General features: G+C 64.2%; 27 protein-coding genes. 13 read left to right on the plus strand and 14 right to left on the minus strand.

Annotated features, from left to right (window positions below; translation table 11 throughout):
- Positions 1–2: 2 nt before the first annotated feature.
- The 3 genes from ACSX1C_RS00820 to ACSX1C_RS00830 form a co-directional block, all read right to left on the minus strand.
- Positions 3–452: a hypothetical protein gene (locus ACSX1C_RS00820; protein WP_439887826.1), complete on the minus strand. Its 450-nt coding sequence runs from the start codon at positions 450–452 to the stop codon at positions 3–5.
- A 101-nt stretch (positions 453–553) separates the two neighbouring features.
- Positions 554–1,030 (minus strand): hypothetical protein, encoded by a 477-nt coding sequence (locus ACSX1C_RS00825; RefSeq protein WP_439887827.1) that lies wholly within the window; start codon positions 1,028–1,030, stop codon positions 554–556.
- A 966-nt stretch (positions 1,031–1,996) separates the two neighbouring features.
- Positions 1,997–2,551 (minus strand): hypothetical protein, encoded by a 555-nt coding sequence (locus ACSX1C_RS00830; RefSeq protein ID WP_439887828.1) that lies wholly within the window; start codon positions 2,549–2,551, stop codon positions 1,997–1,999.
- A 610-nt stretch (positions 2,552–3,161) separates the two neighbouring features.
- Between ACSX1C_RS00830 and ACSX1C_RS00835 the strand changes: the two genes are divergently transcribed.
- The 5 genes from ACSX1C_RS00835 (at position 3,162) to ACSX1C_RS00855 (ending at position 8,278) form a co-directional block, all read left to right on the plus strand.
- Positions 3,162–4,124: an integron integrase gene (locus ACSX1C_RS00835; protein ID WP_439887829.1), complete on the plus strand. Its 963-nt coding sequence runs from the start codon at positions 3,162–3,164 to the stop codon at positions 4,122–4,124.
- A 158-nt stretch (positions 4,125–4,282) separates the two neighbouring features.
- Complete coding sequence (locus ACSX1C_RS00840; RefSeq protein WP_439887830.1) at positions 4,283–5,206, plus strand: ABC transporter ATP-binding protein; 924 nt, start codon at positions 4,283–4,285, stop codon at positions 5,204–5,206.
- Entirely contained in the window at positions 5,203–5,937 is a 735-nt protein-coding gene (locus ACSX1C_RS00845; protein WP_318642907.1) for an ABC transporter permease subunit, read from the plus strand. Before ACSX1C_RS00840 ends, ACSX1C_RS00845 begins: the two co-directional genes overlap by 4 nt.
- A 12-nt stretch (positions 5,938–5,949) precedes the next feature.
- Positions 5,950–7,785, plus strand: a complete 1,836-nt coding sequence (locus tag ACSX1C_RS00850) for a GldG family protein (RefSeq protein WP_439887831.1) — start codon at positions 5,950–5,952, stop codon at positions 7,783–7,785.
- Positions 7,786–8,068: 283 nt separating this feature from the next.
- The gene (locus tag ACSX1C_RS00855) at positions 8,069–8,278 is read left to right on the plus strand and encodes a cold-shock protein (protein ID WP_318642905.1); all 210 of its coding nucleotides are present in this window, start codon (positions 8,069–8,071) and stop codon (positions 8,276–8,278) included.
- Between the two features lie 65 nt (positions 8,279–8,343).
- Here the strand turns inward: ACSX1C_RS00855 and ACSX1C_RS00860 are convergent, their stop codons facing one another.
- Genes ACSX1C_RS00860 through dapE form a run of 3 tightly spaced genes read right to left on the minus strand, consistent with a single transcriptional unit; the run spans position 8,344 to position 10,696 of the window.
- The gene (locus tag ACSX1C_RS00860) at positions 8,344–8,715 is read right to left on the minus strand and encodes a hypothetical protein (protein ID WP_318642904.1); all 372 of its coding nucleotides are present in this window, start codon (positions 8,713–8,715) and stop codon (positions 8,344–8,346) included.
- A 23-nt stretch (positions 8,716–8,738) separates the two neighbouring features.
- Entirely contained in the window at positions 8,739–9,542 is an 804-nt protein-coding gene (locus ACSX1C_RS00865) for a putative RNA methyltransferase (RefSeq protein WP_439887832.1), read from the minus strand.
- Entirely contained in the window at positions 9,542–10,696 is a 1,155-nt protein-coding gene (dapE, locus tag ACSX1C_RS00870) for a succinyl-diaminopimelate desuccinylase (RefSeq protein WP_439887833.1), read from the minus strand. The genes ACSX1C_RS00865 and dapE overlap by 1 nt, the downstream gene beginning before the upstream one ends.
- Before the next feature lie 186 nt (positions 10,697–10,882).
- Between dapE and tcdA the strand changes: the two genes are divergently transcribed.
- The gene (tcdA, locus tag ACSX1C_RS00875) at positions 10,883–11,695 is read left to right on the plus strand and encodes a tRNA cyclic N6-threonylcarbamoyladenosine(37) synthase TcdA (RefSeq protein WP_439887834.1); all 813 of its coding nucleotides are present in this window, start codon (positions 10,883–10,885) and stop codon (positions 11,693–11,695) included.
- On the opposite strand, the gene ACSX1C_RS00880 is transcribed toward tcdA, so the two are convergent.
- The 8 genes from ACSX1C_RS00880 to map form a co-directional block, all read right to left on the minus strand.
- Entirely contained in the window at positions 11,692–12,111 is a 420-nt protein-coding gene (locus ACSX1C_RS00880) for a SufE family protein (RefSeq protein ID WP_439887835.1), read from the minus strand. The two genes, tcdA and ACSX1C_RS00880, sit on opposite strands and share 4 nt — an antisense overlap.
- Positions 12,108–13,313, minus strand: coding sequence for an aminotransferase class V-fold PLP-dependent enzyme (locus ACSX1C_RS00885; protein WP_439887836.1), 1,206 nt, complete (start codon positions 13,311–13,313; stop codon positions 12,108–12,110). Before ACSX1C_RS00885 ends, ACSX1C_RS00880 begins: the two co-directional genes overlap by 4 nt.
- Before the next feature lie 130 nt (positions 13,314–13,443).
- A complete protein-coding gene (gene dapD, locus ACSX1C_RS00890) occupies positions 13,444–14,478 on the minus strand; it encodes a 2,3,4,5-tetrahydropyridine-2,6-dicarboxylate N-succinyltransferase (RefSeq protein ID WP_439887837.1) in 1,035 nt (344 codons plus the stop codon).
- 29 nt (positions 14,479–14,507) lie between these two features.
- On the minus strand, positions 14,508–15,131 hold the full coding sequence (locus tag ACSX1C_RS00895) for a LysE family translocator (RefSeq protein WP_439887838.1): 624 nt from the start codon (positions 15,129–15,131) through the stop codon (positions 14,508–14,510).
- Positions 15,132–15,147: 16 nt separating this feature from the next.
- Positions 15,148–15,495: an ArsC family reductase gene (locus ACSX1C_RS00900; RefSeq protein ID WP_439887839.1), complete on the minus strand. Its 348-nt coding sequence runs from the start codon at positions 15,493–15,495 to the stop codon at positions 15,148–15,150.
- A gap of 2 nt (positions 15,496–15,497) precedes the next feature.
- A complete protein-coding gene (dapC, locus tag ACSX1C_RS00905; protein ID WP_439887840.1) occupies positions 15,498–16,694 on the minus strand; it encodes a succinyldiaminopimelate transaminase in 1,197 nt (398 codons plus the stop codon).
- Positions 16,695–16,764: 70 nt separating this feature from the next.
- A complete protein-coding gene (locus ACSX1C_RS00910) occupies positions 16,765–19,467 on the minus strand; it encodes a [protein-PII] uridylyltransferase (RefSeq protein ID WP_439887841.1) in 2,703 nt (900 codons plus the stop codon).
- A 25-nt stretch (positions 19,468–19,492) separates the two neighbouring features.
- Positions 19,493–20,275, minus strand: a complete 783-nt coding sequence (map, locus tag ACSX1C_RS00915; RefSeq protein WP_439887842.1) for a type I methionyl aminopeptidase — start codon at positions 20,273–20,275, stop codon at positions 19,493–19,495.
- 310 nt (positions 20,276–20,585) lie between these two features.
- Between map and rpsB the strand changes: the two genes are divergently transcribed.
- From rpsB to ispC, 7 genes are all read left to right on the plus strand, one after another.
- A complete protein-coding gene (gene rpsB / locus ACSX1C_RS00920; protein ID WP_318642892.1) occupies positions 20,586–21,329 on the plus strand; it encodes a 30S ribosomal protein S2 in 744 nt (247 codons plus the stop codon).
- Positions 21,330–21,454: 125 nt separating this feature from the next.
- Complete coding sequence (gene tsf / locus ACSX1C_RS00925; RefSeq protein ID WP_439887843.1) at positions 21,455–22,318, plus strand: translation elongation factor Ts; 864 nt, start codon at positions 21,455–21,457, stop codon at positions 22,316–22,318.
- Between the two features lie 205 nt (positions 22,319–22,523).
- A complete protein-coding gene (pyrH, locus tag ACSX1C_RS00930; RefSeq protein WP_318642890.1) occupies positions 22,524–23,267 on the plus strand; it encodes a UMP kinase in 744 nt (247 codons plus the stop codon).
- Positions 23,264–23,821 carry a ribosome recycling factor gene (frr, locus tag ACSX1C_RS00935; protein WP_318642889.1) on the plus strand — a complete coding sequence of 186 codons (558 nt, stop codon included), beginning with the start codon at positions 23,264–23,266 and terminating at the stop codon, positions 23,819–23,821. Before pyrH ends, frr begins: the two co-directional genes overlap by 4 nt.
- Before the next feature lie 16 nt (positions 23,822–23,837).
- Positions 23,838–24,593 carry a polyprenyl diphosphate synthase gene (uppS, locus tag ACSX1C_RS00940; RefSeq protein ID WP_439887844.1) on the plus strand — a complete coding sequence of 252 codons (756 nt, stop codon included), beginning with the start codon at positions 23,838–23,840 and terminating at the stop codon, positions 24,591–24,593.
- Complete coding sequence (locus tag ACSX1C_RS00945) at positions 24,593–25,408, plus strand: phosphatidate cytidylyltransferase (RefSeq protein ID WP_439887845.1); 816 nt, start codon at positions 24,593–24,595, stop codon at positions 25,406–25,408. Before uppS ends, ACSX1C_RS00945 begins: the two co-directional genes overlap by 1 nt.
- On the plus strand, positions 25,405–26,592 hold the full coding sequence (gene ispC / locus ACSX1C_RS00950; protein ID WP_439887846.1) for a 1-deoxy-D-xylulose-5-phosphate reductoisomerase: 1,188 nt from the start codon (positions 25,405–25,407) through the stop codon (positions 26,590–26,592). Before ACSX1C_RS00945 ends, ispC begins: the two co-directional genes overlap by 4 nt.
- Positions 26,593–26,597 lie beyond the last annotated feature (5 nt).

A 26,597-nucleotide genomic window follows, 5' to 3' on the forward strand; every position in this document is an offset into this window, starting at 1 on the left:
TGTTAGAGCTTCTCTGTAGCGTTGTCATTTTTCGAGATGCTTGTATGCAGTTTTGCGGCAAGACCAAAAAGATTAAGAACAGCTAGCATGCTGAAGATAAATGTTAGGGATGCAAGCTTATTAAAGCTAAAAAAGAATACAAACAATGCAACTGAATGCAGTGCGGTTTGCAATGTAAATAAAAATATAGCTACGACAAGAATATTTCCGTTTTTATTCTCTTGTTGCGCCATGGCGCCAAAAGCAGCGCCTAGAGCAATAAATATTGGGAATATAAACGTGAAGGCAGCCATAATGTGGCTTTGATTTGATGTGTCATTTATAAAAATAGCGAATGCAATCGCAGCTTGGCCGTAAGACATGCCCTTTAACGCCCCGTGAACGGACACTGGATCTTTATGCAAATGTGCAGTGAGGAATGGGGCTATAAATTTTAGTAGTTTACTGATCATGGTGCGGTCTCATATTTTGATGTGCTCTAACGTTTGGTTAAGGGGCGGGCTTTAGCCCGTCCCAGTGAGCGCAGCGAGCGATTTGAACCTATTGTTAGACGTCATGAATTTTCAGGTTCAAGCCAGTCTATTCCGATGTTAGGTGTGCGTGTACTAAATGGTTTATTAGGTAGACGCTTGCCACACCAGGGACAATGCAAGATATGACACCCTTTGGTTCCAATGCTCCATACCGGATCTTCCCCACGCCAAAGGCTAAAGCGAACCTTCTCCATGACGACGCCAGTGATTACCTCTTTTCCAGGAGCGGTTTCCTCAGCGGCCATATACATGCTCAAACAGCAATATTCGGCAGCTCTCTTCGCGCGAAGGAAAAAACGCTCCTCGACTTGTTGTCCGAGCCAGTTTAGACAAGATTTACAGGCGATTAGGTGCTCCTTCACTCCGCCGTTGTTTCTTCCTTCCTTACGGTCTCGGTAAGCCTCAAGAAGTAAAGCCTCTTTGAACCTCAGTGGGGCGATTTCTGTGCGTATATCCCTGCATTCAGGAGGTAGACCAGATATAAGGGTGAGATCCACTTAATACTCCTTGTGAAGAGTCTGATACTGGAAAAATTAATAACAATTCTGATCTTTGATCAATTATTGGGATATCGGTGTTGACGTCTAACGCCACGATGTGCGGCTGCCGTAATGGAGCGAAGCGCAATGTAGGCAGTCCGCACCATTGCCTTGTTAGGCGGCCGGCGGCACTGAACTCGAACAACGCTTTGCTCAACAGTAAACCTGACATGAGACATGACAGGAACCCTATAGAACCAGTGGCAATGCTAATGCTGCTGCAATGAACTTGCCAGTAGCACAGAACTTTGATAGCTCAACGCACTAGCCAAACCGGCAACATCAAACAGTGCGACACTTGCCCAACCGACGCACCAGCCGAGTGAAGTGATGAAATGACATGTGCATACCAGGATTTCCAGTTGGTCAGTAACTACCGGAAACTATCAAAGCCAAATGAACACGCTACTTCATGCGATTCACCTGACGCACCAATTACTGCACTAGATCGCTACTCGTGACCTGGCAACCTAACGATTAAGCTAAGGGGCGGCGGCACGCCGTCCCAGCGAACGGAGTGAGCGATTTGAGCGCCTTGTTAGCCGACCAACACAGCGCATGCTTCATTTTGTAAATACCCCCGACATCGCAGCCATCACTACGATAACTGCAATTAGGGGTGCAATGATGAGTGCTTGGCCAACACGGTTGCTTGTGCTGGATTTAAGAACGATAGCTTCCGAAGCTGGCAGTGACCTAGCGCGAATGTAAGTTCTCGAATATATAACGGCACCGCTAAGAATTAATACCAAGGCAGCAAATTGCGAAATTACAGTAGCGAAAGCACTGAGTATTACTGCAGAGGAAATAGAAATTACTTTTATCACTGAATCCAACGCTTCCCTTTAATTGGCGGCTAACGTTTGGTTAAGGGGCCGGCTTTAGCCGGTCCCAGTGAGCGCAGCGAACGATTTGAACCAATTGTTATGCATTGTAGTTACCATTTTTAATTTTTCGAGTGTCAGACATCCACCATTCACACATGTCCCAGTGGTCTAGTGACGTCGCTTCGTTCCCCATGCTTTTTCTTATTTCGAGCAAAAAAGTACCAAGAAGCTCCAGCATGTCTTTTAGAAAATTTTTGCTTGATGCTGACTGATTTTCTTCCATGCCATAGAAGTATTGCATCAAATTGTTGTACGATTTAACAACTGGATCAGAACCCATCAATGAAAGTTTGAAGCCAAGTCTTCGATATTCAAGGCTTAGCATTTTTCCGACAGCCAGATCGTTTTTGTTTATGTTCTTATTTCTCTTATCCTGCGTCCATGCTGCATCCGGCATTAGCAATATAATAAATGGTTCTAAAATTAAATTGTATATGTCAATGCGATCGTCACGGAGTTTGTTTTCAAGATCCGCTTTTCGCTCAATGCTAGATTTAAATCGCCACCCGATTGCAGATAGAGCAATAACCAATAATGGAGTCGCTACATTGCCAATGGCTGAGACGTAGTCAATGAATTCTTTTTCCGCCACAGTAATATAACTCCTCGAAGATGCATAACGTTTGGTTAAGGGGCCGGCTTTAGCCGGTCCCGAGTGAGCGTAGCGAACGGCTTGAACCAGTAGTTAGGTGTTTGTTGCATAGATTGCCAGAATACCAATTGTAAGAAACACAGGCCATGACAAGTGTTTGCCCTTGGAACCAGCGAGTGCTATTGCAAAGTGTACAAGAAAAGTAATACCTATAATTAAACCGATAATGCGTGGCTGAATAGGTGGGTGAGCAAGAAGAACTAGTACGCTGGCAAAACCAAGCCATGCAATAGAGGTTAAATGCCATGCAAAACGCAATGTGCGAGTGGTGAATTCTGCGCTTCCAAATATCTTGGGTAGGTCATTTCTGCGAAACAGGCGAACTAGTATGTAGCGCTCTCCGAGGTATGAGTGGGCCGCAGCAACACAAAGAACAAGGATGGCAGATATGTACAGTGTGATTTCCATAAACACCTAACTATAAATAGACACCAACTGGTGCATAACTTCCCGAACGGGACTGGTGGATAACCTTCCTTGTCATACCTCTGCTCCCTGTCTAGGCTGGTGCTTTCCCGGTCAGGACGACCGATTTGGGAGGTTATGCACCATGGACGGCAAGCCTCGTCTGCTCGATCAGATGCGTGAGCGAATTCGGCTCAAACACTACTCCATCCGTACCGAGCGAGTCTATTGCGAGTGGGTAAAGCGGTTTATCCGCTTTCACCAGTATCGTCACCCCCTGGATATGGGCGCTGCCGAGGTGGAGGCCTTTCTTACCGAGCTGGCGGTAAGGCGCAATGTTTCGGCATCCACGCAGAATCAAGCGTTGTCCGCTTTGCTGTTTCTTTATAAGGAGGTGCTGGCGCTCGACTTGCCCTGGCTGGCCGATGTCGTGCGGGCGAAGAAGCCGCAGCGGTTGCCCGTGGTCTTGTCGATTGAGGAGGTGCGTCGAATCCTGGCAGCGCTCGATGGCGAACTCTGGCTGGTTTGCAGCCTGCTCTACGGCACAGGCATGCGCCTAATGGAAGTGCTGCGCTTGCGGATTAAGGATGTGGATTTCTCGCGCCGTGAAATCCTCATACGCGATGGCAAGGGCATGAAGGATCGCGTCACTATGCTGCCGCAGCGTTTGCTGGAACCCCTGCGTCGGCACCTGGCTGTGGTGCGAGCAACCCATAAGGCCGAGCTGGAACAGGGTCGTGGTGATGTCTGGCTACCATTTGCACTGGCGCACAAATATCCACGAGCGCCGGTGGAGTGGGGGTGGCAGTATGTGTTCCCGGCATCCGGTCTGTCGGTCGATCCTCGCAGCGGGGCGGTGCGGCGTCATCATTTGGATGAGAAGCGCGTTCAGCGGAGCTTCAAACGCGCGGCCGGGGAAGCCGGCATCGTCAAGCAGGTCTCGCCGCATACTTTGCGCCACTGCTTTGCCACGCACCTGCTGGAAAGCGGCCAGGACATCCGCACCGTACAGGAGTTGCTGGGCCACTCGGATGTGAAGACCACCATGATCTACACCCATGTGCTCAATCGCGGCGGGTTGGCGGTGTTGAGCCCGTTGGATCGTTAAACGCCACTGTTGGCGGCGGTAACCTCCGGTAAATGTCCGAGGCCGCTGTTCGGTTGCAACCCCGGTATCTGTCTTTTTATAGTGCGGCGGCATTTTTGCAGGCCCGTCTCGCTGCCGTACGGGTAGCGGACAGGGTTTGACCGCGATGGTGAGAGACCATGATCGAGATAAACAATCTTACGAAGCGTTTTGCACAGCACACCGCGGTGGACGATCTGTCCTTCCGCGTCCAGCCGGGCGAGGTGCTGGGCTTCCTCGGCCCCAACGGTGCCGGCAAGTCCACGACCATGAAGATGCTCACCGGCTTCCTCGCGCCAACCTCCGGCAGCGCCAGCATCCTCGGCTGCGACATCCAGCAGGACTGCCGCAAGGCCCAGCGGCAGATCGGCTACCTGCCCGAGGGCGCGCCCTGCTACGGCGACATGTCGGTGCGCGGCTTCCTCGAATTTATCGCCGAGATCCGTGGCTATCGCGGACCTGAGAAGCAGCAGCGGGTGGCCAGGGCGGTGGCCCAGGTCGAGCTGGACAAGGTCCTGGAGCAGTCCATCGAGACCCTGTCCAAGGGCTTCAAGCGCCGCGTCGGCCTGGCCCAGGCGATCCTCCACGATCCCCGGGTGCTGATCCTCGACGAGCCCACCGACGGCCTCGACCCGAACCAGAAGCACCAGGTGCGCAAGCTGATCCAGAGCCTGGCTCAGGACAAGATCGTCATCATCTCCACCCACATCCTCGAGGAGGTCACGGCGGTGTGCACCCGCGCGCTGGTCATCGGCCAGGGCAAGCTGCTGGCCGACGGCACGCCGCTGGAACTGGAGAGCCGCTCGCGCTACCACCAGGCGGTGACCCTGGTCGCCGAGGAGCCGCTGGACCAGGCCGCACTGGCGGCCCTGCCGGGCGTCGCCGGGGTGGAGGAGAACGCCCGCGAGCATGGCCTGAGCGTGCTGGCCAAGCCGGGCGAAGTGATCTTCCCCCAGGTCAATGGGCTGATCGCCGAACGCGGCTGGAAGGTCAAGGAGTTGAATGTCGAGCGTGGGCGCCTGGACGAGGTGTTCCGCAGCCTGACCCGAGGGGAAATGCTATGACGCAGTTGCCGGTCATCTTCAAGCGCGAGCTGGCGAGCTATTTCGCCACGCCGCTGGCCTATGTCTTCATCCTGATCTTCCTGGTGCTGTCCGGGGTATTCACCTTCTACCTGGGCGGCTTCTTCGAGAGCGGCCAGGCCAGTCTGGCGCCGTTCTTCAACTTCCACCCCTGGCTGTACCTGTTCCTGGTGCCGGCCATCGCCATGCGTCTGTGGGCCGAGGAGCGCAAGTCCGGCTCCATCGAGCTGCTGATGACCCTGCCGATCAGCCGCTTCGAGGCGGTCGGCGGCAAGTTCCTCGCCGCCTGGGCCTTCACCGGCCTGGCCCTGCTGCTGACCTTCCCCATGGTGCTGACGGTCAACTACCTGGGCCAGCCGGACAACGGCGCCATCCTCACCGGCTATATCGGCAGCTGGCTGCTGGCCGGGGCCTACCTGGCGATCGGTTCGTGCATGTCGGCGTTGGCGAAGAACCAGGTGATCGCCTTCATCCTCGCCGTGGGCCTGTGCTTCCTGTTCATCGTCAGCGGCTTTCCCATGGTGCTCGACGCCTTCAGCGGCTGGGCGCCGCAGTGGCTGGTCGATGCCGTGGCCTCGCTGAGTTTCCTGACCCGCTTCGAGGCCATCAGCAAGGGCGTGATCGATCTGCGCGACCTGCTGTACTTCCTCACCCTGATCGCCGCCTGGCTGGCCGCGACCGCGGTGGTCATCGACCTGAAGAAAGCCGACTGAGGACCCGTGCCGATGAAAAAGCTGATGTATTCCAGCGCCGGGCTGGTGCTCATCGCCCTGGCGTTTCTCGCCTTCAACCTGGTTTCCGGCTTGAGCCTGAGCGGCGCGCGCCTGGACCTCACCGAGCAGAAGCTCTACACCCTGTCCGCCGGCACCGAGCAGATCCTCGGCGAGCTGGAGCAGCCGATCGAGCTGAGCTTCTTCTACTCCGACAGCATCGCCAAGGACCTGCCGGCGCTGCGCACCTATGCCAAGCGCGTCGAGGAGATGCTCAAGGCCTACCAGCGCGTGGCCGGCGACAAGCTGGTGCTCAGGATCATCGATCCGGCGCCCTTCTCCGAGGACGAGGACAAGGCCGCCGAGTTCGGCCTGCAGGGCATCCCGCTGCAGCAGGGCGGCGACGCCCTCTACTTCGGCCTGGCCGGCAAGAACGCCCGGGGCGACACCCAGGTCATCCCGTTCTTCGCCCTGGACCAGGAGGAGTTCCTCGAGTACGAACTCAGCCGCCTGGTGCAGAGCCTGGCCGAGCCCGAGCGGCCGGTGGTCGGCGTGCTCTCGGGGCTGCAGATCAACGGTGGCTTCGACATGCAGGCCCGGCAGCCGACGCCGCCCTGGATGGTGATGGAGGAGATCCGCCAGCTGTTCAAGATCGAGAGCCTCAGGCGCGACATCGACCAGATTCCGGAAAGCGTCTCGGTGCTGCTGCTGGTGCACCCGAAGCAGCTGCCCGAGCAGACCCTCTATGCCATCGACCAGTTCGTCCTGCGCGGCGGCAAGCTGCTGGCCTTCGTCGACCCGTTCAGCGAGGCCGACACCCAGGCCGAGCTGCCCGGGGAGATAGCCGTCGACAAGTCCTCCGACCTGGGCCCGCTGCTGCCGGCCTGGGGCCTGCGCCTGCGGCCGGACCAGGTGCTCGGCGATGGTGCCTACGCCATGTCGGTGAGCATGGGTCAGGGCCAGCGGCCGGTGCGCCATGCCGCCTGGCTGAGCCTGCCGAAGAACGCCCTGGACGCCGACGATATCGCCACCGCGGCGCTGGAGAACCTGACCCTGGCCACCGCCGGCCTGCTCGAGCCGCTGGAGGACGCCAAGACCCGCTTCGTGCCGCTGATCCAGAGCTCGCAGTACGCCATGCCCTTCGACGTCAAGCGCTTCGCCCTGCTGCGCAACCCGGAGGAGCTGATCCGCGAGCTGCAGCCGACCGGCGAGCGCTATGCCCTCGCCGCGCGCATCAGCGGCCCGGCGCAGTCGGCCTATCCGGACGGCATCGAGGGGCGCAAGGACGGCCTCAAGCAGGCGGACAACATCAACGTCATAGTGGTCGCCGACACCGATTTGCTGACAGACCGCATGTGGGTGCAGGTGCAGGACTTCTTCGGCCAGCGCATCCCCCAGCCCTGGGCCGACAACGCCGGCTTCGCGATCAACGCCCTGGACAACCTGGCCGGCTCGGATGCCTTGATCAGCGTGCGCTCGCGCGGCCGCTTCAGCCGGCCGTTCGAGGTGGTGGAGGACCTGCAGCGCGAGGCCGAGGCACGCTTCCGCGAGAAGGAGCAGGCCCTGCAGACGCGCCTGGCCGACACCGAACAGAAGCTCGCCGCCCTGCAGCGCAGCGACGACCCGAGCAAGGCCCTGGAGCTGACCCCGGAGCAGCAGGCCACGGTGCAGCAGTTCCTGGCGGAGAAGCTGAAGATCCGCAAGGAGCTGCGCGAGGTGCGTTACCAGCTCAATGCCGATATCGAGGCATTGGGGCGGACCCTGAAATTCGTCAACATCGCCCTGGTGCCGTTGCTGCTGACCCTCGGCGTGCTGGCGCTGTGGTTGTGGCGGCGTCGCCGGCAGGGGTGACGGCGCAGCGCGGCGGCACCGATTGGCTGCCGCCGCGGCCGTGTTCCCGGAGCGCAGAATAACGCTGCAAGCCTTGTCCGGTATGGCCTGCGGGCCTGGCAAAAAAGTGCTTTTCAGCTATCGGCCTTGCTTTATACTCCGGGAGCGGTCGTTGTCGGGATGCCGTCGCAAGCGCCGTTGCAGGCCAGGATCGGCCGGCGATGGCAATGCCTGGAGCAACGTTCGCGTCGAACCGTCGAAGCGCCTTTACGGGACAATAAAAACTGCGAGTTGGAGAGTGGTAATGGCTGATCGTGAGACAGGAACCGTCAAGTGGTTCAATGATTCCAAGGGATATGGCTTCATCCAGCGTGAGAGCGGCGCCGATGTGTTCGTGCACTTTCGCGCCATCCGCGGTGAAGGCCACCGCACGCTGGTCGAAGGCCAGAAGGTCGAGTTCGCGGTGACCCAGGGCCAGAAGGGCCTGCAGGCGGAAGACGTTTCCGCGCTCTGAGCCGCCTCCCCATGAAAAAGCCCGTCGTTGACGGGCTTTTTCGTTTCTGCGACCTGCTCCGGGGCTCAGCCGGTGCGCCAGGTGATCTCCTCGACACCCTCGGCGCTGATGCGCAGCCAGCGGTCGGCCTGCTCGTCGCTTTCCTCCTCCTGCCAGCCGCCGGGGGCGCAGCGCACCTCGACGCCGAGGGCGGCGCAGGCCGCCTGGGCGCAGGCCAGGTCGTCCGCCCAGGGCGTGGCGTCGCTCTCCAGGTACAGGCTGTGCCACTTGCCGACGGCCTTGGGCAGCCAGGTCACCGGTATGTCGCCGGCGCGGCACTTGAAGGTCTGGCCCTTCTGCTGCCAGGGCGTGCAGGGGCCCAGGGCCTGGCCCAGCCAGTCGGTGACGGCCTGTTGCTCGGCATCCTTCAGGTAAATCTCGATATCCGGTTGGCGCATGCTCGCTTCCATTTCGGGTCAGCCTAGAGTTTCTCGATCCAATCGTAGCGTATGGCGACCGTCACCTCGAAGGGCGCGGCGATCACCGCGGCCCGTCGCTCGGCGCTGGCGCGCCAGCCGTGGGGCGTCATGGCCAGCAGGTCGGCGCGGGCCTGCTCATCGGCCAGCTGCAACTTGAAGCTCAGGGTCTCGCTGTGGGCCAGACCCATGCCGTCCGGGATCAGTTCCAGGTGCTTCTGCTCGTCGTAGTCGCGCACCTGGTCGTAGAGTTTCTGGCGCAGCTCGATCAGGTGTTCGCGGCTGGGGCCCATGCGCAGCAGGCCGCCACCGGGGGCGAGCAGGCGCCTGGCCTCCTGCCAGTCCAGCGGGCTGAACACGCTGGCCAGCAGCTGGCAGCTGGCGTCGCCCAGGGGCACCCGGGCCATGCTCGCCACCAGCCACTCGAGTCGCGGCGCGCGCTTGCAGGCGCGCTTGACCGCCTCGCGGGAGATGTCCAGGGCATAGCCCCGGGCCTCGGGCAGGCGCTCGGCGACCTGTGCGCTGTAGTAGCCCTCGCCGCAGCCGATATCCAGCCAGGCGGCGGGGTTGCGCGCGGCGGCCAGTTCGGCCAGGCGTGCGGCCAGCGGCGCATAGTGGCCGCCGTCGAGGAAGCGTCGCCGGGCCTCGACCATGGCGGCGTTGTCGCCCGGGTCGCGGCTGTTCTTGTGCTGCACCGGCAGCAGGTTCAGGTAGCCCTGGCGGGCGCGGTCGAAGCGATGCCCGGCCGGGCAGGTCACGCCATGGTCGACCGCGCTCAGGGCGCCCTGGCAGAGGGGGCAGGTGAGCATCAGGCGAGCAGCTTGACCAGGGTCTGGTAGTAGATCTCGGTCAGCACATCCAGGTCGCTGGCCAGCACCCGCTCGTTGATCTGGTGGATGGTGGCGTTGACCGGGCCGAGTTCGACCACCTGGGTGCCCAGGGTGGCGATAAAGCGCCCGTCCGAGGTGCCGCCGGAGGTCGAGGGGGTAGTCTCGCGGCCGGTCACCGCCTTGATGCTGGCGGCCACGGCATCCAGCAGGGCGCCCGGCTCGGTGAGGAACGGCAGGCCGGACAGCGCCCACTCCACGTGGTAGTCCAGGCCGTGCTTGTCGAGGATCGCCTCGACGCGCTTCTGCAGGCCCTCGACCGTGGATTCGGTGGAGAAACGGAAGTTGAAGATCGCCCGCAGCTCGCCGGGAATCACGTTGGTGGCGCCGGTGCCGGCATTGAGGTTGGAGAGCTGGAAGCTGGTCGGCGGGAAGAAGGCATTGCCGTCGTCCCAGTGCTCGGCGGCCAGTTCCGCCAGGGCCGGCGCGGCCAGGTGGATGGGGTTCTTGGCCAGGTGCGGGTAGGCCACGTGGCCCTGCACGCCGCGCACTGTGAGGGTGGCGCCGAGGGAGCCGCGGCGGCCGTTCTTGACCACGTCGCCGACCAGCGAGGTGCTCGAGGGCTCGCCGACGATGCACCAGTCCAGACGCTCGTTGCGTGCCGCCAGGCGCTCGATCACCGCCTTGGTGCCGTGCTGGGCCGGGCCTTCCTCGTCGCTGGTGATCAGGAAGGCGATGCGCCCCTTGTGCCGCGGATGGTCGGCGACGAAGCGCTCCACCGCGATGATCATCGACGCCAGGCTGCCCTTCATGTCGGCGGCGCCGCGGCCGCAGAGCATGCCATGCTCGTCGATCAGCGCGTCGAACGGCTGGTGCTGCCAGGCCTGCAGCGGGCCGGTGGGCACCACGTCGGTATGCCCGGCGAAGCACAGCACCGGACCGTCCTGCTCGCCGTGGCTGGCCCAGAAGTTGTCCACCTCCTCGATGCGCATCGGCTCGACGGCGAAGCCGACGGCTTCGAGGCGGCGCATCATCAGTGCCTGGCAGCCTTCGTCGAGCGGGGTGACGGACGGGCGGCGGATCAGGTCGCAGGCGAGCTCCAGGGTGGCGGAGAGGGACGGGGCGGGGGCAGTCATTACGGCTCCAGGGCGGCGTCTAGCGGAAAGCCCGCCATCTTAAAGCAAAATCGCCGTCATGGGCCGCCGCTAGGCAGCAAAGGCCGGAGCGCCGCCGGATGGGGCAAGGACGTCTCGGGTGGCTGCAGGTCGGGCCCGGGTCGCTATAATGCGCGCCTGCTCGAATTCTGGCTGTTGAGGTGAGAAATGCCGTTCGACGAACAACGCTTTGCCGGAATCGCCCGTCTCTATGGGCGCGAGGGCGCCGAGCGCCTGCTGGCCGCCCATGTCGCGGTGGTCGGTATCGGCGGCGTCGGTTCCTGGGCCGCCGAGGCCCTGGCCCGCTCCGGGGTGGGCGAGATCTCCCTGTTCGACCTGGACGACGTCTGCATCACCAATACCAACCGCCAGGTGCACGCGCTGGACGGCGCGGTCGGCCAGGCCAAGGTCGAGGCCATGGCCGCGCGCATCCGCGCCATCAACCCGGCCTGCGTGGTGCACGCGGTGGCCGACTTCGTCACCCGCGAGACCATGGCCGAGTACATCACCGAGCAGCTGGATGCGGTGATCGACTGCATCGACAGCGTGGCCGCCAAGGCCGCGCTGATCGCCTGGTGCAAGCGGCGCAAGATCCAGATCGTCACCACCGGCGGTGCGGGCGGGCAGGTCGACCCGACGCAGATCCAGATCGCCGACCTCAACAAGACCTTCAACGACCCCCTGGCGGCCAAGGTGCGCTCGGTGCTGCGCCGCGAGTACAACTTCTCGCGCACCCCGGGGCGCACCTACAGCGTGCCCTGCGTGTTCTCCACCGAGCAGCTGCGCTATCCCAAGCCGGACGGCACCGTGTGCCAGGCCAAGGGCTTCGTCGGTGAGGGGGTGAAGCTCGACTGCGCCGGCGGCTTCGGCGCGGTGATGATGGTCACCGCCAGCTTCGGCATGGCCGCGGTGGCCAAGACGGTGGACAAGCTGGTGGCCGGTGCGCGGCGGCCGGCCGAGCGCGCGGCGAGAACGTCCTAGTCCTCCGAGTGCTCCGCCGCCAGCTGGCGCATGCGCTGCAGCACGGCGTTGAGGCCATTGCTGCGCGACGGCGACAGCTGGCGGGCCAGCCCCAGTCGTTCGAACCAGTCGGCCAGGTCGAGGGCGGACAGTTCCGCGGCGCCGAGGCCGTCGACCCGCGCCAGCAGCACCGCCAGCAGCCCCCTGAGCAGGCGGGCATCGCTGAAGGCGCGAAACTGCCAGCAACCGTCGCGGCATTCGGCGGTCAGCCACACCTGGCTCTCGCAGCCGTGCACGCGATTGGCCTCGCAGCGCTCAATTTCCGTCAGCGGCGCCAGGCGCTCGCCCCACTGCAGCAGCAGGCGTGCGCGCTGTTCCCAGCCGGGGCACTGCTGGAAGGCCTCGAGGGCTTGCCGGGCGCTGGGCGGCAGGCTCATCGCAGCAGTTCCAGGGAGGCGTCGAGGGCGGCGAAGAAGCGCTCCAGGTCCGCGCCGTCGTTGTACAGGCCAAGCGACACGCGCACGGCACCGGACAGGCCGAGCCGCTGCATCAGTGGCATGGCGCAGTGATGCCCGGCCCGCACGGCGATGCCCTGCTCGGTCAGCAGTTGGGCCAGATCGGCGTTATGCACGCCGTCGACGACGAAACTGGCCAGGGCCACGCGCGGGGCGCCGAGCAGCTGGATGCCGTCGCGTGCGGCCAGGCCGGCGAGCAGCTTGGCGTGCAGCGCCGCCTCATGGCCGGTCACGGCGGCGCCGTCCAACTCGGCCAGATAGTCGAGGGCGGCTCCCAGGGCGATGACCCCGGCGATCGGCGGGGTCCCGGCCTCGAAGCCCAGGGGCGCGGCGCGGAACTCGGCGCTCTGGTAGTCGGCCAGCTGCACCATCTCGCCGCCGAACTGCCAATGCCTGACACGGCGCAGGGCGTCGGCGCGGCCATAGAGCAGGCCGACGCCATCGGGGCCGTAGAGCTTGTGGCTGGAGCAGACGTAGAAGTCGCAGTCCAGCGCCTGCAGGTCGTGGCGGCCGTGGACCACACCCTGGGCGCCGTCGACCACGCAGAGCGCACCCTGGGCCTGGCCCAGGGCGATCAGTTCGCGTAGCGGCTGCCACACCCCGAGCACATTGGACAGCTGGCTGAGCGCCAGCAGGCGGGTGCGCGGGCCGATCAGCGTGGCGGCCTGCTCCAGGTCGATCAGGCCCCGGTCGTCCAGCGGCAGGACTACCAGCTCGAGGTCGCGGCGTCGGGCCAGCTGCTGCCAGGGCAGCAGATTGGCGTGGTGTTCCGCAGCGCTGACGACGATCTCGTCGCCGGCCTGGAACTCGGACTCCAGACCGTAGGCCAGCAGGTTGAAAGCCTCGGTGGCGCCGCGGGTGAAAATGACCTGGCTCGCCTCGGCGGCATTCAGCCAGTGCGCGACCTTGCCGCGGGTCGCCTCGAAGGCGCGGGTGGCGCGTTCGCCCGGCAGGTGCTGGGCACGGTGTACATTGGCCGCGCCGCCGGCGTAGTAGTCCAGCAGGGCATCCAGCACGGCCTGGGGCTTCTGGGCGGTGGCGGCGCTGTCCAGATAGGTCTGGCCCTCGGCTTCGAGGGCCAGGATGCCGGGGAAGTCGGCGCGCCAGGGGGAATTCAGGGACATGGGCGTGGGCACTGCTGGGAAATAGGCTGAGTGTAAATAGACAGGCCGGGCATAAGCCCGGCCTGTCTATTATCGCACGCGCTCGGTTCGCAGGGCGGATGACGGCGCGGCCGCATCCGTCAGGCTGAACTCAGTTGTGCGCGTGCAGGGCCTCGTTCAGCTCGATCGCCGACTTGTGGCTCTTGCACTCCACCGCGCCGCTCTGGGAGTTGCGGCGGAACAGCAGGTCCGGCTGGCCGGCCAGCTCGCGGGCCTTGAGCACCTTGACCAGCTGGCCCTGGTCGTCGAGCAGCGCGACCTTGGTGCCGGCGGTGATGTACAGGCCGGACTCCACGGTGTTGCGGTCGCCCAGGGGGATGCCGATGCCGGCGTTGGCGCCGATCAGGCAGCCCTCGCCCACGGAGATGACGATGTTGCCGCCGCCGGACAGGGTGCCCATGGTCGAGCAGCCGCCGCCCAAGTCAGAGCCCTTGCCGACGAACACCCCGGCCGAGACCCGGCCCTCGATCATGCCTGGGCCCGCGGTGCCGGCGTTGAAGTTGACGAAGCCCTCGTGCATCACCGTGGTGCCTTCGCCGATGTAGGCGCCCAGGCGTACGCGGGCGGTGTCGGCGATGCGCACGCCGGCCGGCACCACGTAGTCGGTCATCTTCGGGAACTTGTCCACCGAGAAGACCTCCAGCAGCTCGCCCTTCAGGCGTGCTTCCAGCTGGCGCTCGGCCAGTTCGCCGAGGTCCACGGCGCCCTGGTTGGTCCAGGCCACGTTGGGCAGCAGCGGAAAGATGCCGGAGAGGTTGACGCCGTGGGGCTTGACCAGGCGGTGCGAGAGCAGGTGCAGCTTGAGGTAGGCCTCGGGGGTGCTGACCGGCGCGGCATCCTCGGCGAGCAGGGTGGCGACCAGCGGCTGGTGGCTCTCGGCCAGGCGGGTCAGCAGCTTGGCCTGGACGGCGTCGACGCCTTTCAGGGCCTCGGCCAGTTCGCCGGCCTGGCTGGTGCTGAAGGCGATCGCCTGGTTGCCGCCGCTGTAGCCGAGCTTGTCGGCAACCTTGGCGACCAGCTCGGCGGCCGGGTTGAGCAGGGGCTGCGCGTAGAACACTTCCAGCCAGGCGCCCTGGCGATTCTGGGTGCCGACACCGAAGGCGACGCTGAAGACTTGGGTGGACATGGGGTTTCCTCTTGCTGAAATAGGGTGGGTCAGGCGGGCCGGCGGCTGAGCAGCAGGCCCAGGCCGGCGCCGCCCAGCAGGGCGGCGCAGCCACGGTTGAACAGGCGCCGCGCCCGGGGCGTGGCGAACAGGCGGCCGAGGTGCAGGCCGGCCAGCGCATAGAGCAGCACGGCCAGCCATTCCAGCAGCAGGAAGGCCAGGCCGAGGACGGCGAACTGCTGCGCCACCGCTTGTTGCGAATCGACGAACTGCGGCAGGAACGCGGTGAAGATCAGGATGGCCTTGGGGTTGCCGGCGGCGACCCAGAATTCCTGGCGACACAGGGACCACAGCGCCTGGCGCGGCGCGCCGGCCCGGCCGTCGAGCGCCGCCGAGGGTGCCCGCCACAGCTGCAAGGCCAGCCAGAACAGGTAGGCCGCGCCGAGCAGCTTGAGGATCAGGAACAGGCCGGCCGAGGCCTGCAGCACCAGGGCCAGGCCGGACGCCGCCAGGGCGATCATGCCGGCGAACGCCAGCAGCCGCCCGCAGGCGGCCAGACAGGCGACGCGCAGGCCCTGGCGCGCCGCGTTGTTCAGCGACAGCAGGTTGTTCGGTCCCGGCGCCAGGTTCAGGGCGAAGCAGGCGGGGATGAACAGCAGCCAGGCGATATCCATGATGCGCTTCCGGGGGTCAGGCCAGCGCCGCAGCGTAGCGCTCGGGCTTGAAGCCGACCAGGGTGCGGTCGCCCAGGTCCAGCACCGGGCGTTTGATCATCGACGGCTGGGCGAGCATCAGCTCGATGGCCTTGGCCTGGTCGAGCTCGGCTTTCAGCGCCTCGTCCAGCTTGCGGAAGGTGGTGCCGGCGCGGTTGAGAACGGTCTCCCAGCCGTGCTCGGCGCACCACTTCTCCAGGTTGCCGCGGTCGATGCCGACGGCCTTGTAGTCGTGAAAGGCATAGTCCACGCCGTGCTCGTCGAGCCAGGTGCGGGCCTTCTTCATGGTGTCGCAGGCTTTGATGCCGTACAGGGTCTTGCTCATGGTCACAGGCTCCTGACGAAATCACGGATGCGTTCGGCGGCCTCGACGCACTCGGCCAGCGGCGCCACCAGGGCCATGCGCACGCGATTGGCGCCGGGGTTGACGCCCTCAACGCTGCGCGACAGGTAGGAGCCCGGCACCACGGTGACGTGCTCGCGGGCATAGAGCTCGCGGGTGAAGCGCTCGTCGTCCACCGGGGTCTTGGCCCAGAGGTAGAAGCCGCCGTCGGGACGCTGCACCTCCAGCACGCCGTCGAGAAGCGCCAGCACCGCGTCGAACTTCTCGCGGTACAGGGCGCGGTTGGCGCGCACATGCACCTCGTCGTTCCAGGCGGCGACGCTGGCCAGCTGGGTCTGCACCGGCATGGCGCAGCCGTGGTAGGTGCGGTACAGCAGGAAGGCCTTGAGGATATCCGCATCGCCGGCGACGAAGCCGGAGCGCAGGCCCGGCAGGTTGGAGCGCTTGGACAGGCTGTGGAACACCACGCAGCGCTTGAAATCGCTGCGGCCCAGCTCGGCGCAGGCGGTCAGCAGGCCGGCCGGCGGGTGCTGCTCGTCGAAGTACAGCTCGCTGTAGCACTCGTCGGCGGCGATGACGAAGTCGTGTTCGTCGGCCAGGGCGATCAGCTTCTTCAGGGTGTCCAGCGGAATCAAGGCGCCGGTGGGGTTGCCCGGCGAGCAGAGGAAGAGGATCTGGCAGCGCCGCCAGACCTCCGCCGGTACGGCGTCGAAGTCCGGGTTGAAGCCCTGCTCTTCCAGGCAGGGCAGGTAGTGGGGCTGGGCACCGGCGAGCAGGGCCGCGCCCTCGTAGATCTGGTAGAAGGGGTTGGGGCTGACCACCAGGGCCTGCTCGTCGCGCCGGACTACGGCCTGGGTGAAGGCGAACAGCGCCTCGCGGGTGCCGTTGACCGGCAGCACGTGGCGCGCCGGGTCGAGCCAGCCCTCCGGCAGGTCGAAGCGGCGGGCGCACCAGGCGGCAATGGCTTCGCGTAGCGCCGGCAGGCCCAGGGTGGTCGGATAGACCGCCAGCTGGTCGAGGTTGGCGCTCAGCGCCTCGGCGACGAAGCTCGGCGAGCGGTGCTTGGGCTCGCCGATGGACAGGGCGATGGCCGTCTTCGCGCCGCTCGGCCGGGCGCCGGCGAGCAGGGCGCGGAGCTTCTCGAAGGGGTAGGGCTGCAACTGGTTCAACGCATCATTCATGGCTATTTCCTGGAACTGCTAACGCTCGCTGACCGGCCTGGGCGGCACCGCAGCGTGGGGCGGTGGTCGGTCAGATACTGATTCGGTTCGGCTCGCTCAACTGCAGGTTGGCCTCGGTGAGCTGGGCGACGATGGTTTCCTGCAGGCGCACGCACAGCGCCGGGTCGGACAGCGGCTGGTTGTGCGCGTCGGTGACGAAGAACACGTCTTCCACCCGCTCGCCCAGGGTGGCGATCTTGGCATTCTGCAGCGACAGGTCGAAGTCGAGGAAGATCCGTCCCAGTCGCGCCAGCAGGCCGGGGCGGTCGGGGGCGGTCAGCTCGAGCACGGTCACCGGGCGCTGGGCGTCGTTGTAGATGGTCACCCGCGGGGCGAAGGCGAAGTGCTTGAGCTGGCGCGGCACGCGGCGCTGGATGATGCTGGGGTACTCGTCCGGGTTCTTCAGGGCGTCGATCAGGCCCTGGCGGATCTGCTTGATCCGCGCCGGGTTGTCGCCGATCGAGCCGCCTTCGCCCTCCAGCACTATGTAGGTGTCGAGGGTGAACTGGCTGGTCGAGGTGAGAATCCGCGCGTCGTGGATGTTCAGGTTGAGCTGGGCCATGGCCGCCACGGTCACGGCGAAGAAGTCGTGCTGGTCCTGGGCGTAGATGAAGATCTGGGTGCCGCCCTCGAACTCGCGCTGGGTGGTCTCCTTGATCAGCACCAGGGGGTTGCCGTCGTTGGGGTGCTGGAGGATCGCCTCGGTGTGCCAGGCCACGTCGCCCGCCGTATGGCGCAGGAAGTAGTCGTCGCCGAGCTGCGACCACAGCTGCTCGGCGTCGTCCTGGTCGGTGCCGCCGCGCACCAGGATGTCGAGGGCGGCGCTCTGGGTCAGGCGGATCTGCTCCTCGCGCTCCAGGCGATTCTCCAGGCCGCGGCGCAGGGCGCGCTTGGTCTCGGTATAGAGCTGGCGCAGCAGGCTGGCGCGCCAGGAGTTCCACAGGCTCGGGTTGGTGGCATTGATGTCGGCCACGGTGAGCACGTAGAGGTAGTCCAGGCGGGTCTGGTCGCCGACGAACTGGGCGAAGTCGTGGATCACCTGGGGGTCGGAGAGGTCCTTGCGCTGGGCGGTGGTGGACATCGCCAGGTGCTGCTGCACCAGCCAGACCACCAGCTTGGCGTCCCAGTCGGGCAGGTGATGGCGGGCGCAGAAGGCCTCGGCATCCACCGCGCCGAGTTCCGAGTGATCGCCGCCGCGGCCCTTGCCGATGTCGTGGTAGAGCCCGGCCAGGTAGATCAGCTCGGGCTTGGGCAGCTTGGCGATCAGCTTGCTGGCCAGGGGGAACTTCTCCGCCAGCTCGGGCCACTTGAACTTGCGCAGGTGCTTGATCAGGTTGAGCGTGTGGGCGTCGACCGTATAGATGTGGAACAGGTCGTGCTGCATCTGCCCGACTATGTGGCCGAACTCCGGCAGGTAGCGGCCGAGGATGCCGTAGCGGTTCATTCGCCGCAGGTTGCGGTGGATGCCCTGGCCGCTCTTGAACAATTCGATGAACAGGCTGGTGTTGCGGATGTCGCTGCGGAACTCGTCGTCGATCAGGTGGCGGTGGTCGCGCAGCAGGCGGATGCTGTCGGCACGCACGCCCTTGATCTCGGTGTGCTGGGCCATCAGCACGAAGACTTCCATGATGGCGAACGGTGTGCGCTTGAACACGTTCGGGTGGGTCACCTCGATATAGCCGTCGCGCAGCTGGAAGCGGCTGTTCAATGGCGTGGCCGCGGCGTTCTCGCCGGCGCGCAGGATGACTTCCTCGAAGTGCTGGTTGATCAGCTCGCCGAGCTCGGCGATGGCCATGACCACGCGATAGTACTTCTGCATGAAGCGCTCGATGGCGCCCTTGTTGTCGCCGCCCTCGAAGCCGAGCAGGCTGGCGATCTGGCGCTGGTGGTCGAACAGCAGGCGGTCCTCGGCGCGCCCGGCGAGCATGTGCAGGGCGTAGCGCACCTTCCAGAGGAACTCCTGGCTGGAGGCGAGCAGGGCGTATTCGCTCTCCAGCAGGAAGCCCTGGCCGACCATGGCATGCAGGTTGAGGGTGCCGAAGTGGCGGCGGGCGACCCAGAGGATGGTCTGGATGTCGCGCAGGCCGCCGGGCGAGCCCTTGACGTTGGGCTCCAGGTTGTACTCGGTGTCGTTGTACTTGCGGTGGCGGCTGCGCTGTTCCTCGCGCTTGGCCAGGAAGAAGTGTTTGCTCGGCCACATCCGCTCGCTGCTGGTGACCTCCAGCATGCGCTGGCGCAGGGCCTCCGGCCCGGCGATGGTGCGGCTCTCCATCAGGTTGGTGATCACCGTCAGGTCGGCGCGGGCCTCCTCGGCGCACTCGTCGATCGAGCGCACGCTCTGGCCGACCTCCAGGCCGATGTCCCAGAGCAGGGTGAGGAAGTGCTCGATCGGCTCGCGGAAGGCTTCGTGATCGGCGCCGCCGAGCAGGATCAGCAGGTCGATGTCGGAGAAGGGGTGCAGTTCGCCGCGGCCGTAGCCGCCGACCGCCAGCAGGGCGATGTCGGCGTCCTCGGGCCAGGCCAGGCGTTTCCAGGCCTCGCCGAGGATCTGGTCGACGAACCAGGCGCGATCCTCGACCAGGCGGCGGACTTCGCGGCCGGCACGGAAGCGTGCGTCGAGCACGTCGTGGGCTCGACGAATCACCTTCTTGAAGGCGGCGATGGGGCTGGCCTTCAGGGCCAGTTCCGCTTGGAACTGGCCGCGGTCGAACAATTCCGGATCTACCTGCGGCATGCAGCGGCTTACCTCTATGGGCGTTTTAGGTCGAGGTGCGCGCGATGCTGTCGTCGCTGCGCAGGGTGAAGATCTCGTAGCCGTCGGCGGTGACCAGGATGGTGTGTTCCCACTGGGCCGAGAGCTTGCGGTCCTTGGTGATGGCGGTCCAGCCGTCGCCGAGCAGGCGGGTCTCGGGGCGGCCCTGGTTGATCATCGGCTCGATGGTGAAGGTCATGCCCTCTTTCAGTTCCATGCCGGTGCCGGCGCGACCGTAGTGCAACACCTGCGGCTCTTCGTGGAACACCTTGCCGATGCCGTGGCCGCAGTATTCGCGCACCACGGAGAAGCCGTTCTTCTCGGCGTGCTTCTGGATCACCTCGCCGATATCGCCGAGGCGGGCGCCCGGACGCACCAGCTCGATGCCTTTATACATGCACTCCTGGGTGACCTTGGCCAGGCGCTCGGCCCACTCCGGCACCTTGCCGACCATGAACATCTTGCTGGTGTCGCCGTGGTAGCCGTCCTTGATCACGGTGACGTCGATATTCAGCACGTCGCCGTCCTTGAGCGGCTTGTCGTTGGGGATGCCGTGGCAGACCACATGGTTGATCGAGGTGCAGATCGACTTGGGGAAGCCCTTGTAGTTCAGCGGCGCCGGGATCGCCTGCTGCACATTGACGATATAGTCGTGGCAGATTCGGTCCAGTTCGTCGGTGGTCACGCCGGCCCTGACGTGTTCACCGATCATTTCCAGCACCTCGGCGGCCAGGCGGCCGGCCACGCGCATTTTTTCGATTTCTTCGGGCGTCTTGATGGTGACGGTCATGCGGTCTCTCTCGGTGCGCGTCGGCGCAAGGCAAAAAAGGAAAGAGCGGAGTCTAACAGAGAAGGTGGTCCCGGGCGGTACGCCGTAAGCCGCTGGCGCGGCCGGCCGGCCTCTGTTTGCAGGGTCGCGATGCGGTGCGTGTAGCTTATGGGGTGTCGTTGTGGTATAAAACGCGCCGCTTTCCGGGCGAGCAGCCCGAAGGCTTAAACCCACACACGTATCGACACGGTTTCCTGGGTGCCTTCCGCCAAGTGCGGGGGTTGGAAATTGGGATGCGTGGAGGCCTAACCCGACTTATTAAGGAACTGTCATGTCCCAAGTCAATATGCGCGATATGCTGAAGGCCGGTGTGCACTTCGGCCACCAGACCCGTTACTGGAACCCGAAAATGGGTAAGTACATTTTCGGCGCGCGCAACAAGATTCACATCATCAACCTGGAAAAGACCCTGCCGATGTTCAACGAGGCCCTGTCCTTCGTTGAGAAGCTGGCTGCGGGCAAGAACAAGATCCTGTTCGTCGGCACCAAGCGTTCCGCCGGCAAGATCGTCCGCGAAGAAGCCGCCCGCTGCGGTTCGCCCTTCGTCGATCATCGCTGGTTGGGCGGCATGCTGACCAACTACAAGACCATCCGCGCTTCGATCAAGCGCCTGCGCGATCTGGAAACCCAGTCCCAGGACGGCACCTTCGCCAAGCTGACCAAGAAAGAAGCCCTGATGCGCACCCGTGATCTGGAGAAGCTGGATCGCAGCCTGGGTGGCATCAAGGACATGGGCGGCCTGCCGGACGCGCTGTTCGTGATCGACGTCGACCACGAGCGCATCGCCATCACCGAAGCCAACAAGTTGGGCATCCCGGTCATCGGCGTGGTCGATACCAACAGCAGCCCGGAAGGTGTGGACTACATCATCCCGGGTAACGACGACGCCATTCGTGCCATCCAGCTGTACATGGGTGCCATGGCCGACGCCGTCGTGCGTGGTCGCAGCAACGCAGGCGGCGGCACCGACGAGTTCGTCGAAGAAGCCCCGGCCTCCGAAGCGGCCCAAGGCTAAGCGGTAAGCATCTAGCGTTACTCGCTGCGCAAAAAGGGGGCTAGGCCCCCTTTTTGCCACTCACAGAATCGAGCGCCCGAGCTGACGGGTGCAATGGTTGAAGACCTACCGAGAGGATTTTCAAGATGGCAGAGATTACTGCAGCCCTGGTTAAAGAACTGCGCGAGCGTACCGGCCAAGGCATGATGGAGTGCAAGAAGGCCCTGGTTGCCGCTGGTGGCGATATCGAGAAGGCCATCGACGACATGCGCGCTTCCGGCGCCATCAAGGCCGCCAAGAAGGCCGGCAACATCGCCGCCGAAGGTTCGATCGCCGTGCGCGTCGAAGGCGGCCGTGGCCTGATCGTCGAAGTCAACTCGCAGACCGACTTCCTGGCTCTGCAGGACGACTTCAAGGCCTTCGTCAAGGAGAGCCTGGACGAGGCCTTCGAGCAGAACCTGACCGATGCCGCGCCGCTGATCGCTTCCCGTGAATCCGCTCGCGAAGCGCTGGTTGCCAAGTGTGGCGAGAACGTCAACATCCGTCGTCTGACTGCCGTGTCCGGCGACACCGTCGGTGCCTACCTGCACGGCCACCGCATCGGTGTTCTGGTGGTTCTGAAGGGCGGCAGCGACGAGCTGGCCAAGCACGTTGCCATGCACGTGGCAGCGTCCAACCCGGCCGTTGTCAGCCCGGATCAGGTTTCCGAGGAGTTGGTTGCCAAGGAGAAGGAAATCTTCCTGCAGCTCAACGCCGAAAAGATCGCCGGCAAGCCGGAAAACATCGTCGAGAACATGGTCAAGGGCCGTATCAACAAGTTCCTGGCCGAAGCCAGCCTGGTCGAGCAGGCGTTCATCATGGACCCGGAAGTCAAGGTCGGTGATCTGGTGAAGAAGGCCGGTGCCGAGATCGTTTCCTTCGTGCGTTACGAAGTGGGCGAAGGCATCGAGAAGGCCGAGACCGACTTCGCTGCCGAAGTCGCTGCTCAGGTTGCTGCCAGCAAGCAGTAAACTGGTCTAGCAGTCTACTCAGGCTGTCGCCCCGAAGAGGCTGCCCGCTCGCGCGTGCAGCCTCTTTGTCAACTAGGGTGGCAATCCGCCTTGAGGAGGCGGTCTGGGGTGCCTGGCACCAAAGGCCTCGGGTGTGGTCAAACCGCCCGAACATCGCGGGTTTATAGGCCCGCACAGCATTCAAACGCCGCAGGAGAGACGGGTAATGGCTCAGCAGGTTAGTGGTCGGCAACCGCGCTACAAGCGCATTCTGCTCAAACTGAGCGGCGAGGCATTGATGGGCTCGGAAGACTTCGGTATCGATCCCAAGGTGCTCGATCGCATGGCGCTGGAAGTCGGTCAGCTGGTCGGTATCGGCGTACAGGTCGGCCTGGTGATTGGTGGTGGTAACCTGTTCCGTGGCGCAGCCTTGAGCGCGGCGGGCATGGACAGGGTCACCGGCGACCATATGGGTATGCTGGCCACCGTGATGAACGCCCTGGCCATGCGCGACGCCCTGGAGCGTTCGAACATCCCGGCCATCGTCATGTCGGCGATTTCCATGGTCGGGGTGACCGACCATTACGATCGGCGCAAGGCCATGCGCCATCTCAAGACCGGTGAGGTGGTGATTTTCGCCGCCGGTACCGGCAATCCCTTCTTTACCACCGACTCGGCGGCCTGCCTGCGGGCCATCGAGGTCGATGCCGACGTGGTGCTGAAGGCGACCAAGGTGGACGGCGTCTACACGGCCGATCCGTTCAAGGACCCGCATGCCGAGAAGTTCGAGCGCCTGACCTACGATGAGGTGCTGGACCGCAAGCTGGGGGTGATGGATCTGACGGCCATCTGCCTGTGTCGTGACCACCAGATGCCGTTGCGCGTATTCAACATGAACAAGCCCGGCGCCCTGCTCAATGTGGTAGTGGGTGGCACCGAAGGCACTCTGATCGAGGAAGGTGAAGCATGATCAACGAGATCAAGAAAGACGCCCAAGAGCGCATGAAGAAGAGCCTGGAGTCGCTGGCTCATGCCTTTAGCCGCATCCGTACCGGCCAGGCTCACCCGAGCATTCTGGCGGGCGTGATGGTGCCCTACTACGGCACCGATACGCCGATCAACCAGGTCGCCAACGTCACGGTCAAGGATTCGCGCACCCTGCAGGTCGTGGCCTTCGAGCGCAACATGCTGGCCGCTGTGGACAAGGCGATCCAGAGTTCCGGTCTGGGCTTCAACCCGACCAACCTGGGTGAGCTGTTGCTGGTGACCATGCCGGCCCTGACCGAGGAGACCCGCAAGGGCTTCACCAAGCAGGCGCGCGATGCCGCGGAAGATGCCCGGGTGGCGGTGCGCAACATCCGCCGCGATGCCATGAGCCAGTTGAAGGATCTGGTCAAGGAGAAGGAAATCAGCGAGGACGAAGAGCGTCGCGCCGCCGATGAGGTACAGAAGCTGACGGACAAGTTCGTGGCCGAGATCGATGTCGCGATGAAGCAGAAAGAAGCGGATCTGATGGCCGTCTGACGGCCAGGATATCGTCATGGACAAGACCAGCCGCGGCGGCCAGCTAGCCGTGCCACGACACGTGGCGATCATCATGGACGGCAACAATCGCTGGGCGAAGAAGCGTTTGCTGCCGGGGGTGGCCGGGCACAAGGCGGGTGTCGATGCGGTGCGCGCGGTCATCGAGGTCTGTGCCGAGGCGGGGGTCGAGGTGTTGACCCTGTTCGCCTTCTCCAGCGAGAACTGGCAGCGCCCCGCCGACGAGGTAGGGGCGCTGATGGAGCTGTTCCTCGGTGCCCTGCGTCGCGAGGCCAAGAAGCTTAACGACAATGGCATCAGCCTGCGCATCATCGGCGACCGTTCGCGTTTCCATCCGGAGTTGCAGGCGGCCATGCGCGATGCCGAGGCGCAGACCGCCGGCGACAAGCGCTTCATCCTGCAGATCGCGGCCAACTACGGCGGCCAGTGGGATATCGCCCAGGCCGCGCAGCGTTTGGCGCGAGAGGTGCAGGGTGGGCATCTGCGCCCCGAAGACATCACCCCGCAGCTGCTCCAGGGCTGCCTGGCCACCGGCGATCTGCCCTTGCCCGACCTGTGCATCCGCACCGGCGGGGAACACCGCATCAGCAACTTCCTGCTGTGGCAGCTGGCCTACAGCGAGCTGTACTTCTCCGACCTGTTCTGGCCGGACTTCAAGCACGAGGCCATGCGCAAGGCGCTGGCCGACTTCGCCAGGCGCCAGCGGCGCTTCGGTAAAACCAGTGATCAGGTCGAGGCCGAGGCGCGCGCTTAATGCTTAAACAACGAGTCATGACCGCGTTGGTGCTGTTGCCCGTCGCGCTGGGCGGATTTTTCCTGCTCGATGGTGCGGCCTTCGCCCTGTTCATCGCCATGGTGATCGGCCTGGGGGCCTGGGAATGGGCGCGCCTGGCCGGTTTCGCCGGGCAGCTCCAGCGTGTCGCCTATGCCGCCGTGGTCGGCCTGTTGCTGCTCGGTCTCTACCATCTGCCCTGGTTGGCGCCTTGGGTGCTGGCGCTCGGCATCCTCTGGTGGGCGCTGGCGACCCTGCTGGTGCTCAACTATCCGGCCAGTAGTCGCTATTGGGCGGGGGCGCCGGCGAGGCTGTCGATCGGGCTGCTGATCCTGCTGCCGGCCTGGCAGGGGCTGGTGCTGTTCAAGCAGTGGCCGCTGGCCAATGGCCTGATCCTGGCGGTGATGGTGCTGGTCTGGGCGGCGGACATCGGCGCCTATTTCGCCGGCAAGGCCTTCGGCAAGCGCAAGCTGGCACCGCGGGTCAGTCCGGGCAAGAGTTGGGAGGGACTGCTCGGCGGCCTGCTGGCCAGCCTGCTGCTGACCCTGCTGGTCGGGCTCTATCGCGGCTGGGATGGCGGCGCGCTGCTGCTGGCCCTGGCTGGGGCGACGCTGGTGGTGTTGATTTCGGTGGTCGGCGACCTGACCGAAAGCATGTTCAAGCGCCAGTCGGGGATCAAGGACAGCAGCAACCTGCTGCCCGGCCACGGTGGCGTGCTCGACCGTATCGACAGCCTGACCGCGGCGGTTCCGGTGTTTGCCGGCCTGCTGTGGCTGGCGGGTTGGGGGGCGCTGTGAGTCGGCCCCAGCAGATCACCGTACTGGGGGCGACGGGCTCCATCGGCCTCAGTACCCTCGATGTGATTGCCCGGCATCCCGAGCGCTATCAGGTCTTCGCGCTGTCCGGTCATAGTCGTCTCGCCGAGCTGGAGGCGCTGTGCCTGATCTACCGGCCGCGCTTCGCCGTGGTGGCCGATGCCCGTTCGGCCAGTCAGCTGCAGGGTGGCTTGCATGCCGCCGGCCTGTCCACCCGGGTGCTCAGCGGGGAGGAGGGGTTGTGCGAGGTGGCCGGGCATCCGCAGGTGGACGCGGTGATGGCTGCCATTGTCGGCGCCGCCGGGCTCAAACCGACCCTGGCCGCCGTCGAGGCCGGCAAGAAGGTGCTGCTGGCCAACAAGGAAGCGCTGGTGATGTCCGGCGCCCTGTTCATCGAGGCGGTGCGCCGCAGCGGTGCGACCCTGTTGCCGATCGACAGCGAGCACAACGCCATCTTCCAATGCCTGCCCGGCGATTACGGGCGTGGCCTGCAACAGGTCGGGGTGCGGCGGATCATGCTGACCGCCTCCGGCGGCCCGTTCCGCGAGACACCGCTCGAGCAGCTGGCCGAGGTCTCCCCGGAGCAGGCCTGCGCCCACCCCAACTGGTCGATGGGGCGCAAGATCTCCGTGGATTCGGCGAGCATGATGAACAAGGGCCTGGAGCTGATCGAGGCCTGCTGGTTGTTCGATGCCAAGCCGGCGCAGGTCGAGGTGGTGATCCATCCGCAGAGCGTGATCCATTCGCTGGTCGACTATGTCGACGGTTCGGTGCTGGCGCAGCTGGGTAATCCGGATATGCGCACGCCCATCAGTCACGCGCTGGCCTGGCCGCAGCGCATCGACTCCGGGGTGGCGCCGCTGGACCTGTTCGCCGTGGCGCGTCTGGATTTCCAGGCGCCGGACGAGCAGCGTTTCCCCTGCCTGCGCCTGGCTCGTCAGGCAGCGGAGGCGGGCGGCACGGCACCGGCCATGCTCAATGCGGCCAACGAAGTGGCGGTGGCGGCCTTCCTCGAGCGGCGGGTACGCTTTCCCGAGATCGCGAGTATCATCGATCAGGTGCTGAACGCAGAGCCTGTCGTGGCGGTCGAAAGTCTGGATGCGGTGCTGGCGGCCGATCTGCAGGCGCGGGAAAGAGCCATGCACTGGCTGAATCGCCGCGATTGATCGGC

This window comes from Pseudomonas sp. MBLB4123 (assembly GCF_051904775.1).
Classification (GTDB): Bacteria; Pseudomonadota; Gammaproteobacteria; order Pseudomonadales; family Pseudomonadaceae; genus Aquipseudomonas; species Aquipseudomonas benzenivorans_B.